This window comes from Rhodobacter sp. 24-YEA-8 (genome assembly GCF_900105075.1).
Lineage (GTDB): Bacteria > Pseudomonadota > Alphaproteobacteria > Rhodobacterales > Rhodobacteraceae > Pseudogemmobacter.
In genome coordinates, this window is the sequence record NZ_FNSK01000002.1 from 156,676 (window position 1) to 173,728 (window position 17,053).

16 protein-coding genes and 2 pseudogenes are annotated in these 17,053 nt (G+C 58.0%); 12 read left to right on the forward strand and 6 right to left on the reverse strand.

Annotated features, from left to right (window positions below):
* Window positions 1–344 precede the first annotated feature (344 nt).
* Together BLW25_RS25020 and BLW25_RS17250 are read left to right on the forward strand one after the other, a co-directional pair.
* The gene (locus BLW25_RS25020; protein ID WP_092902453.1) at window positions 345–710 is read left to right on the forward strand and encodes a transposase; all 366 of its coding nucleotides are present in this window, start codon (window positions 345–347) and stop codon (window positions 708–710) included.
* The gene (locus tag BLW25_RS17250; protein ID WP_092902455.1) at window positions 707–1,501 is read left to right on the forward strand and encodes an IS3 family transposase; all 795 of its coding nucleotides are present in this window, start codon (window positions 707–709) and stop codon (window positions 1,499–1,501) included. Before BLW25_RS25020 ends, BLW25_RS17250 begins: the two co-directional genes overlap by 4 nt.
* 86 nt (window positions 1,502–1,587) lie before the next feature.
* Here BLW25_RS17250 and istB read toward each other — a convergent pair whose 3' ends face one another.
* Both istB and istA read right to left on the reverse strand, forming a co-directional pair.
* Window positions 1,588–2,382 carry an IS21-like element helper ATPase IstB gene (istB, locus tag BLW25_RS17255; RefSeq protein ID WP_092899009.1) on the reverse strand — a complete coding sequence of 265 codons (795 nt, stop codon included), beginning with the start codon at window positions 2,380–2,382 and terminating at the stop codon, window positions 1,588–1,590.
* The gene (gene istA / locus BLW25_RS17260) at window positions 2,372–3,892 is read right to left on the reverse strand and encodes an IS21 family transposase (protein ID WP_143040494.1); all 1,521 of its coding nucleotides are present in this window, start codon (window positions 3,890–3,892) and stop codon (window positions 2,372–2,374) included. The genes istB and istA overlap by 11 nt, the downstream gene beginning before the upstream one ends.
* A gap of 269 nt (window positions 3,893–4,161) precedes the next feature.
* Between istA and tnpB the strand changes: the two genes are divergently transcribed.
* The 4 genes from tnpB to BLW25_RS17275 all read left to right on the forward strand — a co-directional run bounded on the left by tnpB (window position 4,162) and on the right by BLW25_RS17275 (window position 6,987).
* A complete protein-coding gene (tnpB, locus tag BLW25_RS17265; RefSeq protein ID WP_092902457.1) occupies window positions 4,162–4,512 on the forward strand; it encodes an IS66 family insertion sequence element accessory protein TnpB in 351 nt (116 codons plus the stop codon).
* A gap of 74 nt (window positions 4,513–4,586) precedes the next feature.
* Entirely contained in the window at window positions 4,587–5,693 is a 1,107-nt protein-coding gene (locus tag BLW25_RS17270) for an AAA family ATPase (RefSeq protein ID WP_092902459.1), read from the forward strand.
* Between the two features lie 11 nt (window positions 5,694–5,704).
* Complete coding sequence (locus BLW25_RS24035; RefSeq protein WP_143040544.1) at window positions 5,705–6,157, forward strand: DUF6634 family protein; 453 nt, start codon at window positions 5,705–5,707, stop codon at window positions 6,155–6,157.
* A gap of 2 nt (window positions 6,158–6,159) precedes the next feature.
* A complete protein-coding gene (locus BLW25_RS17275) occupies window positions 6,160–6,987 on the forward strand; it encodes a metallophosphoesterase (protein ID WP_092902461.1) in 828 nt (275 codons plus the stop codon).
* A 342-nt stretch (window positions 6,988–7,329) separates the two neighbouring features.
* Here the strand turns inward: BLW25_RS17275 and BLW25_RS25025 are convergent.
* From BLW25_RS25025 to BLW25_RS17290, 3 genes and pseudogenes are all read right to left on the reverse strand, one after another.
* Window positions 7,330–7,566 (reverse strand): annotated as a pseudogene (locus BLW25_RS25025) (IS5/IS1182 family transposase); the annotation flags it as partial.
* Window positions 7,567–7,588: 22 nt separating this feature from the next.
* Complete coding sequence (locus tag BLW25_RS17285) at window positions 7,589–8,482, reverse strand: NaeI family type II restriction endonuclease (RefSeq protein ID WP_092902463.1); 894 nt, start codon at window positions 8,480–8,482, stop codon at window positions 7,589–7,591.
* Window positions 8,479–9,426, reverse strand: coding sequence for a DNA cytosine methyltransferase (locus BLW25_RS17290; protein ID WP_092902465.1), 948 nt, complete (start codon window positions 9,424–9,426; stop codon window positions 8,479–8,481). The genes BLW25_RS17285 and BLW25_RS17290 overlap by 4 nt, the downstream gene beginning before the upstream one ends.
* A gap of 178 nt (window positions 9,427–9,604) precedes the next feature.
* Between BLW25_RS17290 and BLW25_RS17295 the strand changes: the two genes are divergently transcribed.
* The 5 genes and pseudogenes from BLW25_RS17295 (at window position 9,605) to BLW25_RS17320 (ending at window position 15,474) form a co-directional block, all read left to right on the forward strand.
* A complete protein-coding gene (locus BLW25_RS17295) occupies window positions 9,605–11,377 on the forward strand; it encodes an ATP-dependent nuclease (RefSeq protein WP_143040546.1) in 1,773 nt (590 codons plus the stop codon).
* An 82-nt stretch (window positions 11,378–11,459) separates the two neighbouring features.
* Window positions 11,460–11,984, forward strand: a complete 525-nt coding sequence (locus tag BLW25_RS17300; protein WP_092902469.1) for a hypothetical protein — start codon at window positions 11,460–11,462, stop codon at window positions 11,982–11,984.
* A gap of 27 nt (window positions 11,985–12,011) precedes the next feature.
* Entirely contained in the window at window positions 12,012–12,242 is a 231-nt protein-coding gene (locus BLW25_RS17305; protein ID WP_092902471.1) for a hypothetical protein, read from the forward strand.
* 492 nt (window positions 12,243–12,734) lie between these two features.
* A pseudogene (locus BLW25_RS17315) lies at window positions 12,735–13,913 on the forward strand (IS3 family transposase).
* 724 nt (window positions 13,914–14,637) lie between these two features.
* The gene (locus tag BLW25_RS17320) at window positions 14,638–15,474 is read left to right on the forward strand and encodes a DUF3800 domain-containing protein (protein WP_092902473.1); all 837 of its coding nucleotides are present in this window, start codon (window positions 14,638–14,640) and stop codon (window positions 15,472–15,474) included.
* On the opposite strand, the gene BLW25_RS17325 is transcribed toward BLW25_RS17320, so the two are convergent.
* Window positions 15,469–15,867: a hypothetical protein gene (locus BLW25_RS17325; protein ID WP_092902475.1), complete on the reverse strand. Its 399-nt coding sequence runs from the start codon at window positions 15,865–15,867 to the stop codon at window positions 15,469–15,471. The genes BLW25_RS17320 and BLW25_RS17325 overlap by 6 nt on opposite strands.
* Before the next feature lie 94 nt (window positions 15,868–15,961).
* Here BLW25_RS17325 and BLW25_RS17330 point away from each other — a divergent pair, with 94 nt between their 5' ends.
* Complete coding sequence (locus BLW25_RS17330) at window positions 15,962–16,849, forward strand: hypothetical protein (protein ID WP_092902477.1); 888 nt, start codon at window positions 15,962–15,964, stop codon at window positions 16,847–16,849.
* Window positions 16,850–17,053 lie beyond the last annotated feature (204 nt).

Consider the following 17,053-nt stretch of genomic DNA (forward strand, 5'->3'; position numbering starts at 1 on the left):
TTCTGCTTCATGAAAGGGATGTGTGAAAATTCTCATTTTACATATCCACCGGTTATTTCTGATAATGACGGCAAGGGATTTATTCGGATCGCGAAAAATCATCAATGACACGTCACGCAGAATGGAGCAGACAAAACAATATATAGCGTCACGACGACTTGTAAGGGTGCGAAATATTGTGAGAACTCAAAGCACGGCCAAAATACAAGTATCTATTTTCGCATTTCATCATGCCGTGTTGATTTGCACTCGGAACTGACCCGGGTTTGGAGTGAACCCCATCGGCTGGACCACGGGAGCCTGAAGAACTGATACGCTGAGCTGGCCTTAATGGGAGAAGGCTCATGTCATCACGCGGTCCCTACCGGCGACATTCGGCGCCGTTCAAGCTGCAGCTGTGCCAGGATATCCGCGCCGGGGTGATCGGTCGGCGCGACGCGCAGCGCACGCATCATATCTCGGCCAACCTCATCCACATGTGGCTGACGCAGTTCGACCGGGGAGAGCTGACCAGCGAAGAGGCCGAGGCGAGCGTCATTGCCGAATACGAGGCGAAGATCGCGGCGCTGGAGCGCAAGGTCGGACAACTGACGATGGAGCTGGATCTTGTCAAAAAAACATCGCGCCCGCCACACGGTGCCAGCAGCGGGAGATCCTCCATCGTCACCGGCCCGGGGGGTGCTCTGTCAGACGGGGGTGCAAAGCTATGAACCTGCCGCGGAGCACGCTCTACTACCGCCCGACGACTTCGGAAGCTGGGCTCACCGATGCCGAGATCACCGCTATCGTCGAAGACATCCAGGACGAGTTCCCCGTCTACGGCTACAGGCGGGTGACGCATGAGCTGCGTCGCCGCGGACTTGTGGTGAACCACAAGAAAGTGGCGCGGATCATGCGGTTGGCGGGGCTCGGGATCAGACCGCGAAAGCGCTACGTGCGCACCACGGACAGTCGGCATGACAACCCGATCTACCCGAACCTCTATCGCAACACTATCCCACGCTGCCTCGATCAGGTTTGGGTCGCGGACTTCACCTACATTCGCGTCACGCAGGGCTTTTGCTACCTCGCGGTCATCCTCGATGCCTGCAGCCGGAAGGTTGTGGGTTACGCCCTGTCGCAGCGCCTGGACACGCCGCTCGCCCTGGCGGCGCTGGAATCCGCTGTCGCAAGCAGGCGGCCGCCGCCCGGCTGCATTCACCATACGGACCGCGGCGCCCAATACGCGTCTCAACTCTATCGCGAAGCGCTGGAGGCTGCCGGTCTGCGCGGATCAATGAGCAGCGTCGGCAATCCCTACCACAATGCTCAGGCGGAGAGCTTCATGAAGACGCTGAAGGTCGAGGAGGTCTATCGCGCAGGTTACGAGACCTTCACCGACGTCGCCCAGCGATTGCCGATCTTCATCGAACAAATATACAATACCCGAAGACTGCACTCTGCCCTCGGCTACCGTCCGCCAGAGGAATTCGAAACGCTAATCGCCCAGCAGGCGGCTTAGTTGGAAGGACCTTCGTGGTCCAGCCGATGGGGTTCACTCCAGTTTTCCATCGAGAAGTGACCCACCTCTCAGTTATGCGAACCAGGTTATTGCTGGGTCAAGGCATGTGCGATTTCCTTCTTCTTTCGGGTTGCGGCAGCGGTGCTGGCTTTGAAGCGGAAGCTATCGTTTCCGGTCTCCAGAATGTGGCATCGGTGGGTAAGGCGATCGAGCAGCGCAGTGGTCATCTTGGCATCACCGAAGACGCTGGCCCATTCGCTGAAGCTGAGGTTGGTGGTGATCACAACGCTGGTGCGTTCGTAGAGCTTACTCAGCAGATGGAAGAGCAGCGCACCGCCTGAAGAGCTGAACGGCAGGTAGCCCAACTCGTCCAGTATCACGAGGTCGAGGCGTGCGAGGTTTTCGGCCGTCTGCCCGGCCTTGCCCTTGGCTTTCTCCTGTTCGAGCGTATTGACGAGTTCGATGGTGGAGAAGAAGCGGACCTTGCGGCGATGATGCTCGACGGCCTGTGTGCCGATGGCGGTCGCGACATGGGTCTTGCCAGTGCCCGGCCCGCCGATCATCACGACATTCTGCGCACCATCGATGAACTCGCAGCGATGCAGCTGGCGCACGGTGGCTTCGTTCATCTCGCTGGCCGCGAAGTCGAAGCCCGTCAGATCCTTATAGGCCGGGAAGCGTGCCGACTTCATATGATAGGCGATGGAGCGCACCTCTCGCTCCGCAACCTCTGCCTTCAGCAGCTGGGTCAGGATCGGCACAGCTGCATCGAAGGCGGGCGCGCCCTGTTCGATCAGGTCCGTCACGGCCTGGGCCATGCCATACATCTTGAGGCTTCGCAGCATGATGACGATGGCCCCACTGGCGGGATCATGACGCATGGCGGCCTCCGGTGCTGCGGGCGCGCAGATTGTCATAGCGTCCGACATCGGCCTTGGGTTCGTGGCGCAGGAGCAGCGCCTGCGGGGCGTCGACGGTCGGGCCGTTGATCGCCTTGCCATCGATCAGCCGGTGCAGGGTGTTGAGAACATGGGTCTTGGTGGCGATGCCCTCCGACAAAGCAAGCTCGACTGCGGTCAGCACCACCTGCTCATCGTGATGCAGGACGAGGGCGAGGATATCGACCATCTCCCGGTCCCCGCCGGGGCGCTTCAGCATCTGCTCCTGCAACTGCCGGAAGGCGGGCGGCAGCTCGACGAATGGTGCGCCGTTGCGCAGCGCCCCGGGTTTGCGCTGGATCACCGTCAGGTAGTGGCGCCAGTCATAGATCGTGCGCGGCGGCAGATGATGGGACCGATCAATCCGCCGCACATGTTCGCACAGGATCTGCCCCTCGGCGACGACCACGAGCCGCTCCGGATAGACGCGCAGGCTCACCCGACGGTTCGCAAAAGATGCAGGGACGCTGTAGCGGTTGCGCTCGAAGTTGATCAGGCAGGTCGGGGAGACCCTATTGCTCTGTTCGACGAAGCCATCGAAGGGAGCCGGCACGGGCATCAGCGCGTGCTGCTCGTCGCTCCAGACATCGGCGACGCTGCCGACCAGATGGCCGTGCGGGATCTCGCGCCATTGCTCGACACATCGCTGCTCCAGCCAGGCGTTGAGGGCGGCCAGATCGGGGAAGTTCGGTATCGGTTGCCAGAACCGTGGCCGGGCATCCTGCACGTTCTTCTCGACCTGACCCTTCTCCCAACCCGCAGCCGGATTGCAGAAGTCAGGTTCGAAGACGTAGTGGTTGGCCATGGCGAGGAAGCGCAGATTGACCTGCCGTTCCTTGCCACGGCCAATCTGACCGACCGCAGTCTTCATGTTGTCGTAGATCCCCCGCTCAGGCACGCCGCCAAAGACGCGGAAGGCATGCCAGTGGGCGTCGAACAGCATCTCATGGGTCTGGAGCAGATACGCGCGCACCACGAAAGCGCGGCTGTGCGACAGCTTCGTATGCGCCACCTGCAGCTTGGTCCGCTCACCGCCAAGCACGGCAAAGTCTTCGCTCCAATCGAACTGGAAGGCCTCGCCGGGGCGGAAGGCCAGAGGCACGAAGGTGCCCCGATCAGCCGTTTGCCGCGCCGTGCGCCATTCCCGCGCGAAGGCCGCGACCCGGTTGTAGGAGCCTGTAAACCCCAGTGCGACAAGATCGGTATGCAATCGCGTCAGCGGCCGGCGCTGCTTGCGCGACTTCGTGCTGTCGGTCTTCAGCCAGGCCGACAGCTTGTCCGCGAATGGATCGAGCTTGCTCGGTCGCTCTGGCACCGAGAACTTCGGCTCGATCGCGCCCGACTTCAGATACTTCTTGATCGTGTTCCGAGAGAGCCCAGTCCGCCGCGCGATCTCACGGATCGGCAGCTTCTCTCGCAGCGCAAGACGACGAATGACGTTCAAAAGTCCCATGTGGATCACTCCAATGCCCCCCGTCGCTCACAGTGCTCAGGGGAAGGGTCACATGGGTCAAATCACGGTGGAAGTTATACGCCTGCCCGGGTCAGTTCCGAGTGCAAATCAACACCCGCCGAAACAGCGCCGTCACCGCCTCCGGTTGCGCCGACCTCCGTGCAGCCTGTAACCTGTGAGCTGCGTATCGGTGGGATCGGCATCACCTTGCCCGCCGGATATCCTGCTGAGCATCTGACAGAGATCCTGCGCGCAGTGAGGGCTACCCTGTGATCTTTCCCTCCAACGCTTGTCGCATCTTCCTGGCGACGCAACCCATTGATTTCCGCAAGGGTATGGACGGGCTGGCAGGCTATATTGCCAACAATTTCGACCTCGATCCCTTCAGCGGGGCGATCTATGTGTTCCGGTCCCGCCGCGCGAACATGCTGAAGATGATCGTCTGGGATGGGACGGGTCTGGTCCTCGTGACAAAGCGGCTTGATGGCCGCGGCTTTCCTTGGCCCACCGCTCAGTCCGCGCCGTTCACGCTATCCAGAGTTCAGCTTGATGCCCTGTTCGAGGGAACCGAGTGGAACCGCGTCAGCATAGCAGTGACGCGAAAGCCCGTCTTCCTCTGATCTTTCCCTTTTCCTGCAGCCTGTCCCGCCGGACCTGATTTCCGGCGTCAGCGCCGCTTTATCCGGAGTCTGCCATGTCTTCCCTCTTCCCGATCCTCCTTGTCGATTTTCCCCGCCGTGACCGTGAGCGTCAGGCCCTCAGAGAACGCCTCACAGCGCATCACCGCCGATTGCGCGCCCGCAGCATCTGTCTTGAAGCCCCCATGAACGGGCGCGGTATGATTGATTACGCGGCATGGGAAGACCTGATTGCTCGCATCCAGCTCTATCCGGAAGAGGAAATGCGCATTGAACGCCGGGCGGCGGCTCTGGCCAGGCGCGAGTTGGAGCGTGATGGGTTGCGCCACCTGAAACCGGACGACAGGAAGAGGATCGAGCGCTTGCGGGATGGTGCGCGCCTGGTGGCCCTCAAGTCCGAACATCAGGCCGATGAGCTTGCAGCCCGGCTTCATTCCGAATTTCCCTGGATGGGCGCCGCCACGGAGAGAGTATGGCATGATATGCGTGCTTCGGTTCGCGATGGTTCGCGCGGGCTGCGGATCCGCCCGATTTTGCTCGACGGCCCACCCGGAATTGGCAAATCGGTCTGGGCCCGGCGGCTGGCGGAACTCATCCAGAGCCCTTCAATGACCTATGAGGCAACGGCGGAAAATGCGTCGTTTGGGTTGATCGGCAGCCAGAAGACATGGAGCAATTCCTCGCCAGGGCGTCTGGTCAATCTGGTCATTGATCATAGGGTTGCCAACCCGATTGTCATCGTGGACGAAGTCGAGAAGGCCGGATCTGCCTCTTCGACCGCGGGGCGCTCCTATGATCTTGCCGCCTCTGTTCTGCCATTGCTGGAAACGGCTACAGCCAGGAGCTGGTCCTGCCCCTACTTCCAGGTTCCATTCGACCTGAGTTGGGTCATCTGGGTGATGACCTGCAACGATTGGCGTCTTCTGCCTGAGCCGCTGCTCAGCCGTTGCCCGCCGATCCGGCTTTCACATTTGGGCCTGCAAGATCTCGAGGGCTTCGCCCGCCGCGAGGGCGAGCGACGCGGATTGTCGGTCGAGGCTATCGACGCGATCTCCGAAATGCTGGTGCGGCAGTCGGATCAATCCTCGCGCCTCAGCCTGCGCTCGGTGATCCGGGCATTGGAGCTGGCGGCCACTTTGGAAAACCACCCGCTTCTGCAGTGAACCCGCGTGCGATGAATTTTCAACACCGCCTGAAAGAACGCAGAAAAATGCACCGAAAAATCATGCCATCTGAGCTCAATTACGACTTCTCAAGTGTTCTTGCTGCCGTGAATGCCGCTGAAGCAGGCCCCAGCATGTCTGATATCGACGCCGCCCCAGTCCTGGATGAATGGTGGCCGGCATTTGATCCGCACAGAACCCCGTTCCTGATCGGGCGGGTGAACAACCACCCAGTCCTGGGTTCAAAATCTATTCGCACGTCCCGGCTCCTTGCGCTCAACAAACACGCCGGTTGGGCGCGGACATTCAACCGTTGGTATCGTTTGGGTGCACCTGCATCAGATCTGCCGATACCCATGCCTGGATTGAACCCGATCAATAGCGTGGAAACCCTTGGCGCGCTTTTGGCTGATTACATCAAACGCGTTCGCGAACTCGAAGCTGCCCCGCGGAGAAATACTTAAAAATGCGCATCCTTGTCATCGCCGACCTTCACCTGGATCTGTGGGATCATGCCCGGCGCGATCCCTTTGGTCCGCTATTGCCGATTTTTCAGACACTGGACGCCATCATTATCGCCGGTGATCTTGCCAACGACCCGATGAGGAACTGGCCAGGCGCGCTTGAACGGATTGGCCAGTTGATTGAACCGTCAAAGGTCTGGGTCATGCCTGGAAACCATGACTATTACGGCTGGAATCTCGCCGGTGACGATGGGTTGCGTGCCCTAGCCGAGCGAGCCGGAATGCACTTCGCCCAAAAGGCCTCTGTCGAGTTCGGCGGCGTTCGCTTTCTCTGCTGCACGCTATGGACGGACTTCAGCCTGCACGCGGAACCGCATGTGTCAAAGGTCACCGCCCAGCGGGCGATGAACGATTATTTCCAAATTGCCAGAGACGCAAATGGATCAGACCTCGTCCTGCCGGACGATGTGGTGCGCAAGCACAAGGAGCAGCTTGTCTGGCTTGCCAGCGCACTGGACAAAGCATTCGAAGGCCGAACCGTCGTCGTGACACATCACTGCCCATCGCCAGCGGCTCTCGGCACTGATAACCGTCTAGCCCCAGCTTTTTGCACTGATCTCAGCAGCTTGACGGTGACACGCCGTGTTGACTTGTGGTTGTTTGGGCATACTCATCGCCACTTGAGCGCCGTGCCAGTAAGAACTCCGGTGGTGAATGTGTCGCTCGGATATCCGAGGGAGGTCGATGACAGCGATATCGTCGATGTCGTGTTGCGCGGAATCGTTGACACTGATCTTCCGGGCTTCTTTGCCTATCCGGAGCTATTGTGATGCACTGGTTCACCGCTGACCTGCACTTCGGGCACAAGAACATCATTGATTATTGTGCTCGGCCGTTCATGGACGTGACCGACATGGATGCGCAGCTTCTCTGCAGCATTCAGGCACATGTTCGGCCAGCCGACACTCTCTATGTGGTCGGTGACTTTGCATATTGGAAAGCCAGCGGACCCGAGAGGCATCGGATCGCCGCGATCTTCGGGCAAATCCCAAGACGAAAGATTCTGGTCAGGGGTAATCATGACGCCAACTGGATCTGTGATCTGGGCTGGGAAGAAGTGCACGACATGCTATCGGTCACAGCAGAGGACCAGCGCCTTTTCATGTGCCACTATCGAAGACCGGGATGTGAGGATCGAGGCCGTGTTCATCAACCAGCCAGCCCAACATCTCGCACGCTCCATAGGCGGTGTCGGCGACTAGCGTTTCGGGATGCAGACCAAATGTGTCATCTGTGCGCATGAGCATATCGCGCGCAGAGCTGATCTCGTCCTGACGCACCGGTGCGGTCGCCTCGACATCCACGATGATCGCATGTTCCAGATCGACCAGATAGTTGGTGCTGTATGCAGTTTTCCGCGCCGATTGACAATCAGGGCCTTACGGCAATATGCCAGCCATGTGCTGAGCAAATCGGTTGCTCTGCAATTGTGACCTTGTGGGAAATGAAGTCACTTGGGCCACAGTGCGGCAACCCCAAAGCCTGAATCAGTGCAGCATCATATGTCCCGCTGAGCAACATGATCCCCTCAGCCGCAAGGCGGTTCCGGCTGCCTCGAGGCCCATCTGACCGAATGCGACGCATGAAGTCCTTCTGCGCAGCGGCCTCCTCAACAATGCGGCGCGAAATCACCCGGTCGGTAACGCCCCTGAAGAGCTCGACTATTTTATCGTTGCCGGTGGGCGCAGCGAAGATGGATGCAACGAGTTTCGATGAGATGGTGCGCCAGAAGTTCGGCTCGACGGGGTGATCGCGCAGCAACCACAATATCTGTGTGGCTCCGAAGGCCGAGACGCTTTTCTTGCCATCCCGGTTCGCTCCGCCCGTCAAGTTCGCCGGATCCGCATACATCAGGCCCAAGAAGCAGCGGGAGTTCTGCTCGTCGAGAGCCGCAAGGAGGCAGGCGTGCCCGACCGCTTCTTGGGGTATCATCCAGTTGCCAGTGATCGTGAACTTCATGTCGACGTTTTCGCCGCCAATCATGAAGTCGAGAACCCCCTTGGGCACCTGCATCCTAGCGCGCATCAGGATCTCGACGCGCGTGCCAAGATAGGTTTTCTCGGTCTTTTCCAACTCTCCGTAAGAGCGCCGACGGGTATTGACGGTGTCGACGACGTCATCGACTACCTTGCGGAGCATGCCGGGAAACCACTCGGAAGCCGAGGCGCGCCCGCCCAAGAGTCGTTCCACCTCATGCCCGAGGCGCGAAAGGTCATCGTAACGGGAATGACCGGGGACGATCAGGCTGGGCGCGGGTGACCTCATGCCACCGCGTAGATCCGTTTGGATTGGATCGCAATGGCGACCTGGCGGCCGACCGCCTCAGCGACCGGTGGAGGGAAGGCGTTGCCTACCTGGCGATAGGCGTGGGTCTTGCGTCCATAGAATTGCCAGTCGTCGGGGAAGCCCTGGAGACGAGCCACCATCCGGATTGTAAGTCGAGGCATGCCCACGTAGTCCTTTTCAGGCGCCTCCTCGGCCAGAGTCTTGCCGTTTACTCCCAATGTCGCCCACGCGGCTCGTGCGCGCGTAGGACCGAGATCAGGGCCACCATGCTTCTTGGAGCCACCCACGATGGTGGGCGCGATCTCATCGGCACGCTCCGCCCATGCACGAGCACCTGGCCACCCCCTCGCAGCCATCAGGTCTCCGAGCACCCGCCCAACAGTCGGCGGGTTGTGATGACGCTCTTCCGGCCATTCGAATTTATCGGCGATGTCCTGCTTAACCGCGACGATCACAACGCGCGGCCGAAGCTGCGGCACACCGAAGTGGGAAGCGTTTAGTAGGCGCCAGTCGGCGACATAGCCAAGCTTGGTCAATTTCTTCTTGAGCGACTGCCGATAGTCCACGAACACCGCGTCTAGGAATCCGCGCACGTTCTCAAGCATAACGGCCTGAGGGCGGATCTCGTCAACCAGGCGCAGAGCCTCCGGGAACAGGTCGCGCTCATCATCCTTGCCCAGTTGCTTGCCAGCGACGGAAAAAGGCGGGCACGGAACACCACCAGCAAGCAATTCGACACCGGCGAAGGATTTGCCGACAAAGTTGCGAAGATCGCCCTCTCTGACGTCCCAGAATGGGCGGTTCATGCGAAGCGTCTGACAGGCATGGGGGTCGATCTCGACGAGAGCGTCATGCTCGAAGCCTGCGCGTTCGAGGCCAAGTGCTTGGCCACCCGCACCCGCGCAAAGCTCTACTGATCGCATGACTGCCTCCTAATTTTTCCGCATCTTAGAGGGCGAGGATGAGGATTTGAAGCGCGAAATCCATGGCCGAAGCGGGTTTTCATGCTTGCGGCGGGGCGCATGCCAACCGTCTAAAGTTGTGGATTTAAGGGCGCTGACCGGCCATGATCCCGATCATTAGGTTTAGGAGTCGGGCAACGTGCATCATATTTCTGAATTGAAAATTCAGGGTTTCAAGTCGATAGCCAGTGCAACATTTCCACTGTCACATTACACGCCACTCGTTGGCTACAACAACGCCGGGAAGACGAATATTCTCAGGGCGGCGAGTTGGGTGATGAAAAAGGCCAGCTTAAGCGCCGAGGATTTCAACGACGTAAACACGCCGGTGACAGTGGAGGCGGAGATTTCTGGGATCACAGCTGCAGTGTTGGACGCACTGGATGCCGCTCATCGCGCCCGTATAGAGCCCCTGGTCGTCGATGGAAAAATTAAGATCCGTAGATCCCAGGCAACGCCCGGTCAGTCAGCGGCCAGCATACGTTTTGAGGTCGAGAAGGAACAAGATGGAGCCATGGCCTGGGTCGTTAATCCCACGGGGATTGATGCTGCGATCGGAGTTCTTTTCCCGGATCCCATCCTTATCGGGGCGATGGAAAATGCAACCGAGGACGTGGCAAAGTTCGGGAGTGGAACTACAATCGGGAAGCTCCTCAAAGAGATCATGGGCCCAGTCATCGAACGGCACTCACCTGCCGTTGCTGCGGCTCTGGACGCCGTTGGACGGCAGCTGTCTGCTAACTCTGCTGAAAAGGATGAGACACTCACGGCGCTCGATGCGTCTATCCAGGGGGAGCTGGCACGACTGTTCCCCGGGGTCACGGCCAAGACTCACGTCCCTGTTCCGGACTTTGCCGACTTCATGAAATCTGCGACCATACGCATCTTTGAAGAGGGCTTTGATCATCCCGATGGACGGGACGCGTCTTCGTTCGGTCATGGTGCTCAGCGCTCAATTCAGATTGCATTGATCAAATGCCTGGCTGAAGTAAAGCGGGCAGCCGGAGGCAATGTTGGCCGGACAACGCTTCTCCTAATTGATGAACCTGAACTCTACCTTCATCCGCAGGCCATTGAGGTCGTGAGAGCTGCTCTTAACCGCTTGGCTGGTGAGGGATACCAAATCATCATCACAACCCATTCGGCGAATATGATCGCCCGCTCAGATGCCAAAAATTCGCTTTTGATACGACGCAGTGTCGAGCATGGAACGACATGCCTTCCAAGGATGAAGGACGTTGTCGAGCAAGCGATAGCCGAAGCGGATCATCAGTCGGAAGCCCTATTTGCGCTCTCGAACTCGAGCAAGGTCCTGTTCTCCGAGAGGGTCGTCATCACGGAAGGCAAGACAGAGCGCATGATTTTGCCTGCGGTGTTCGAGAACCTGTTCGGGTTGACACCAGGTGAAGACAAGATCGGCGTTGTTGATATCGGCGGGGTTCACAATATACCGGATACTATGCGCATTCTTTGCGCTATGGGCCTCCCTTGCAAGGCTATCGTCGACCTCGATTTTGTGTTCAGGACCGCACCAGCGAAGGCTTTGATCGCCGCTGACCACCCAGCGATTGTAGAGTGCAAGGCGATCCTGGCTCGCCTCGCGGCCTCAGGCGCAGTAGGGCTTGATGCTTCGGGGCTCCCTACGAAGCATGCTGGAAATCCGGCGATAGTGGCGTTCGAGCTCTTGGCGCTTGAGGTTGATGCGGCTCCGCACATCGACGCTTTGTTCATCGAGATGCAAGAACACGGAATATGGCTGTGGAAGAAGGGCGCCATTGAAGCTTATCTGAACATTGCTAAAACCGATGCGGCACGGATGACCTTTATTGATCGCCTCAACGAAGAGGCTTATCGGGCCGCGCTGCCGGACTATCCCGCGATCTCCGACGCGATGGCTTGGCTTCGCGTGTAAATGAATAGGTTCCGACGGCCACGGCCGCCAGCCCGGAGCGGTTCAAAGATACGGAAATCACCTCATAATTGACGAGAATTTCATGACCTGCGCCTATCCCGTTTTGGAATTCACAAAGCAAATATGGCCGTATGCGCTCGAACTCGTGAGGGCTGTCGCAGCCCCTGGAGCTGCCGTTTGGATTGCAACAATCATTTTCAGGAGACAGAAGCAGTTTGAGCGCCAGAGCGAGGCTGCGAAGGAGTTGCGCTCCGCGCTTTCTGAGTATCTTACACTTACAAAGCGGCTTCATCGGCAACGAAAAAGCGCTCAGACAGCCGATGACCTCATCGGTGAGACTGTTAGCGAACTATCTCAAAAGACCGAGCAGGCATATCAATACATTAGGCTTTTCTCTACTGACCCATCGATGATTGCTGCTGCTGAGGCTTTAGCAAGAGCCGACGCTAAGCGGCAGGGAGCAATCCTATTGATTAGAGATGCGCATATCGCTTCACTCAATCCCGGCGCAGCCAGCCTGCACGAAGCCGAAGAGGCCTTCGGCATTGCCATCAAGGATTACGTCGATAAGGTGAGGGAGGTTCATCAAAGAAACCTAGGGCTTTAGCCACAGATCGGCGCCAACAAATCCCTGGTGGCAATCTGGGTCAAGAACGCGCAGCGCAAAGATTCCGCGCCGGCATTCTTCGAGGTCGTGCCCCTGACTGAGGTCAAGTCCAGCCGTAAACAGAGCAAGGCCGTTGGCCCGGACCATGCCGCCTCGACCTGCCGGATCCGCATCGGCGATACCGATATCGCGATACAGCTCGGCTACCCGGCCGATCATCTGGCCGAGGTTCTACGCGCGATGAGGGCCTCGCAGTGATTTCTCCCGCCGACAGTTTCCGCAAGGGCATGGACGGGCTACCGCCGGAACATGCGAAGATGGCTGCGATGCGCTCCCCGACCGGTTTTGGCGGATTGAGCTGAGCGATAACGACCGGGAGCGGATCCAGCGCCGGGCCCGCCGCATCCTTGAACGTCGCAAGGCGGCCTACGGTCTCGAACATCTGAAGTCCGATGATCGCGAGCGGCTGGAGGTGTTGAAGGACGGCGCCCGGCTGATCTCCATCCGGAATGAGTATCACGCCGACGAACTGGCTGCGGCCTTGCACGAGGACATGCCCTGGATAGGTGATCTGGGTGCTGACCTCAAACGATCACCGGCTGCTGCTGGAGCCCTTGCTCAGCCGCTGCCCGCCGATCCGGCTGCGTCGAAGCGATTGCAGTCGATATTATCGCGGCGTCTAACATCAAGATGAATAGCCCCATGTTTCGTGGACGCCTTCTTTGCTAATTTTGAGGCAAGGAGGCCATGATGGGCACAGCCACTTTCAGCGACGACTTCAAGCGCGATGCGGTCGCTCAGATCACGGAGCGGGGCTACCCGGTCAGCGAGGTTTCTGAACGGCTCGGGGTGAGCAAGCACTCGCTCTATGCCTGGAAGCGCAAGTTCGCGAAGACGGCATCAGGCGAGACCGAGAAGGATGCCGAGATCCGCCTGTTGAAGCGGGAGCTGGCACGGGTTTCCGAGGAGCGCGACATCCTAAAAAAAGCCACCGCGTATTTCGCCAGGGATGCAAAGTGAGATACGCGTTTGTGGCCGAGCATCGGAGGCAATTTTCTGTCCGGGCAATGTGTCGCTGCCTGCGCATCCAGCCAAGCGGGTTCTATGCCTGGCTACAGGCTCCAATGAGCGTGCGCGCTCAGGAAGACAGGCGCCAAACTGAGCTGCTGCACAAGGCCTGGACCGAGAGCGGGAAGGTCTACGGCTATCGCAAACTTCACGATGACCTGATTGATCAAGGTGAAAGCATCTGCCCGAACCGGGTTGCCCGGCTTGCACAGCTTGCGGGGATCAAGGCGGAGATCGGCTATAAGCGCCGCCCCAGCAGCTATGGCGGCAAGCCATCGGTCGTGGTCGACATCGAGCCGGTGAACGCCACCGGTTCGAGAGAACCGGCGAGGCCTCGACCGGCAGTTCGACGTCGAAGCACCAGACTGGGTGTGGGTGACCGACATCACCTACATTCGGACGCAGGAAGGTTTTGCCTATCTTGCCGTTGTCATCGACCTCTATTCCCGGCGTGTGGTCGGCTGGTCGATGCAAAGCCGTCAGACGACAGATGTCGTCTTGCAGGCCTTGCTCATGGCTGTCTGGCGACGCAAGCCGAAGAACAAGGTGCTGATCCATTCGGACCAGGGCAGTCAGTTCACCAGCATGGATTGGGCTGCGTTTCTGCGCGCCCACAATCTTGAGCATTCGATGAGCCGCCGCGGCAACTGCCACGACAACGCAGTCGCCGAAAGCTTCTTCAACCTGCTCAAGCGCGAGCGGATCAGACGCAGGACCTACCGGACCCGCGAAGACGCAAGGCAGGACGTGTTCGATTACATCGAGATGTTCTACAACCCGAAGCGCAAGCATGCGAGAAACGGGATGCTGTCGCCCGCCGAGTTCGAACGGCAGCAGAAGATGAGACGCGAAGGCGTCTAAGAAACTCGGGGCTATTCAACCTGCTACCGTGGAATTACGACGCCCACGTGTGATCGGGACATCGCTTACGTTGATACCGGCACCTCACCCCATGAGTGCTGCCGCTGCAGCCGAACCACCGTTGGTCGCTGGACCCTCTCTCACACGTTCGGGCTTGTCGGAGGCTCCACATCCAGACGGTGAGTGACGACTGCTGCCACTAAAACCTCGGCCGAATCGCCGATGCCCGCCGCACCTTGGCTCTCTGACGCTATGACGACAACAATGACAGGCAGCATTGCTCGCTGGACAAAAAACCCACAGAAGCACGCCTGGCGCTTGAGCGCTTCATGGCAGCGCGCCCGGCGCGCTTCCCAGACTTGAAACAGATGCCCATCAACACCAATGGCTCCCGTTGTGAACGAGGGGCGACCCGGGGGGGCAGGTCAGCGCTACTGACTGCTTACGGCGAAAGCGCAGGGCCGGTGTGCGCCGAGATCGCAAATATAAGGGTTCTGAAGTTACCGGGCACCTCTGCGAGCTTGTTCAGGCTGAGAAGGTCAAGCTGGCGCAAGTGTAAAAAAATCACCCATTACAACGCACTAAAGCCATCCTTTCGAATGGCTTTAGGATCTGCTGCCCAGTTTCCCAGTTCAGCTATTAGCAATTGCTATGAGGGGAGAATGACATTAAGCGCTACCTGTGTCAACCCCATCTATCAACTCTTTGGTCAAAAGGCGGTTCCGTGAAGATCTGCTACATCGACGAAGCTGGCTGCACCGGAATGCTGCCTGCGGCGAACTCCGCCATTCAGCCCACATTGGTAATCGTCGGGGTGATCGTCGACTACGGTAAGCTACACGACCTCACTGACGGAATGCTCAACCTAAAGAAAAAATACTTCCCAAACCTGGCGCCCTCTAAGACAACCCACATGGGTTGGATGTTGCATGAGATAAAGGGCTCCGAAATCAGGAAAAATATTGCCACCGGCAGCAGAAACCAACGCCGACATGGTATGACATTCTTAACAGAAGTAATGAACCTGTGCGACCAGATTGAGGCGAAGCTGGTTGGCCGCGTATGGGTCAAGGGTGTCGGGGCGCCCATCGACGGCACCGCCATCTACACCTACTCTGTGCAGTCAATCTACACGAGTTTTCAGAATTTCCTGGTTAAACACAGTGACATGGGCTTCGTAGTTGCCGACAGTCGGATCAAGCATCTCAACACTCAGGTAGCCCATTCGATCTTTACGCAAAAGTTCAAGGGCTCAGGCGATGCATACGATCGGATCATAGAGCTCCCTGCATTTTCACACAGCGATAACCATGCTGGCCTTCAGCTGGCAGACGCCCTGTGTTCCGGAATCATCACTCCAATGGCGATATCAACCTATTGTGAAGGACACTTATCAGGGCCGCATATTCGCCCACGATACGTCGATATCAAGTCCGCGCTTTCGGCAAAATGCATGGGCCTTCAACATCGTTTCCAAGAGGCAAATGGAAGACATCGTGGCGGCTTGGTGGTGTCAGACCTTCTGGGACAGCAGTCGGGAGGGCGCCTGTTTAAGTCATGAATCGCGCCCAACCTCATGGAGGTTGCTGATGACATCGTATGCGGCGTCCACGATCTTTATGATGCGCTGGCGATGTGACTGGCTTATCGCAATCGATTGGGACATTTCACAAGGGAGGAAGTGTGCGCTGCCTTCATGGCAGGCAAGCCGACACGGGCAGATGAAAGAGCCAATGACCGCTTGATACCGTTCGTGGATAAGCTGTTCGGCGAAGGTGAAGACCGGAACCAAATCATCGGGGCGCTTATCAATCATCTTGTCCTGGCTGCAGCCTTCGAAGATTGCACGAGCTTCAATGAGGCGCGGCTGCGGTGGCGGGCCGTTCTTCACCATCCGGCTATTAGGATCACGGGTATTCACCCACAGGACATTGACGATTATGATGGGATACATCTGCCAATTCGGCCTTTCGGAGCGTATTGCTGCTCGCCAGTGCTGCGAAATTGTGTAGTCTGACAAGTCGGCACCACCTTACCTTGGACCACTCATGAAATTCGATGGCGACCAACATACAGCTCAGGCGATCGCTGATGAGTGGGAAATCGACGTAGATGCCCTCGATCGGACATCTTGGGTTCTTGAAGAACGCGAGGGAAATGACGGCGAAATTTACGGATATTTGGTCCGTTTCTCCCCTGACACGGATAACCATATACTGAAGGAGCTTGGGCTGGCATCTGGCGACTTGACGCGGGAAGTCAGCGCCTCAGCTTTCGAAACAGATGATTTTGATGACCGAGAGGATGACGATGACGGCATCTTCTCGTTAGAAAAGCCATTTCCGGATCTGTTTGCGCCCGCGGATGATGACGATAGCCGCGATATTCAGAAGAAAGGATCCGAAACATCGTATCTCGTCACTGAGGATGGTGCTTTCATTACGGATGAGGCTGGTAACCGAATCATTCTTGAGGGCACAGAGGCCGACGACGGGCTTGATGATCCAATTGCAGCTGCCCGTGATGAACTTCTGTCTCGTCTCACTGGGGTAGAAGACGCACTTCGCCAGCTACAGAAGAGCGGAGCGCCAAACCTCCACAATAATCCACCTGAACCGGTAGACGACAATCCGCTGAGCAGAGAAGATCTGGAAGGTATTCGTATCGCGATCGCGGAATTGCGCCGGGAGGCACAGGCAGACGTGCCGCAAGCCTCTGTTATAGGTGAACAAGGCAAGATCCTGAGAAACGTGGCATATTCAGTTACAGTCTGGATCGCACGAAAGCTGAATATGGGCGTTGATACGCTAATAAAATGGAGCATACCGGCTGGTGCAGCAGCGATCGCACATCGCGACCCGGAATTGGTTGCGCGCGCTTTGAACGCGGCCGCAGAAGCGGCGGAAAATTTGTCCAGAATCGTCGGCGGTGGGTGACATATGCGACGGCTGTGCTCTGGCCTTGAAGGTCAATGAAATAGCACGTTGGAAGACACCCCGTTGCCATTTTCTGAAAAGCATAGACCGGTCCTTCGGTAATCCTCCCCTTTAAAACGGGGAGGATTACCCGTTAGCGGACGGCAGGACACGTCAACTCATAGAAGAGTGAGGCGCCTGCCACACCAAACCTTTCCCTTAGTA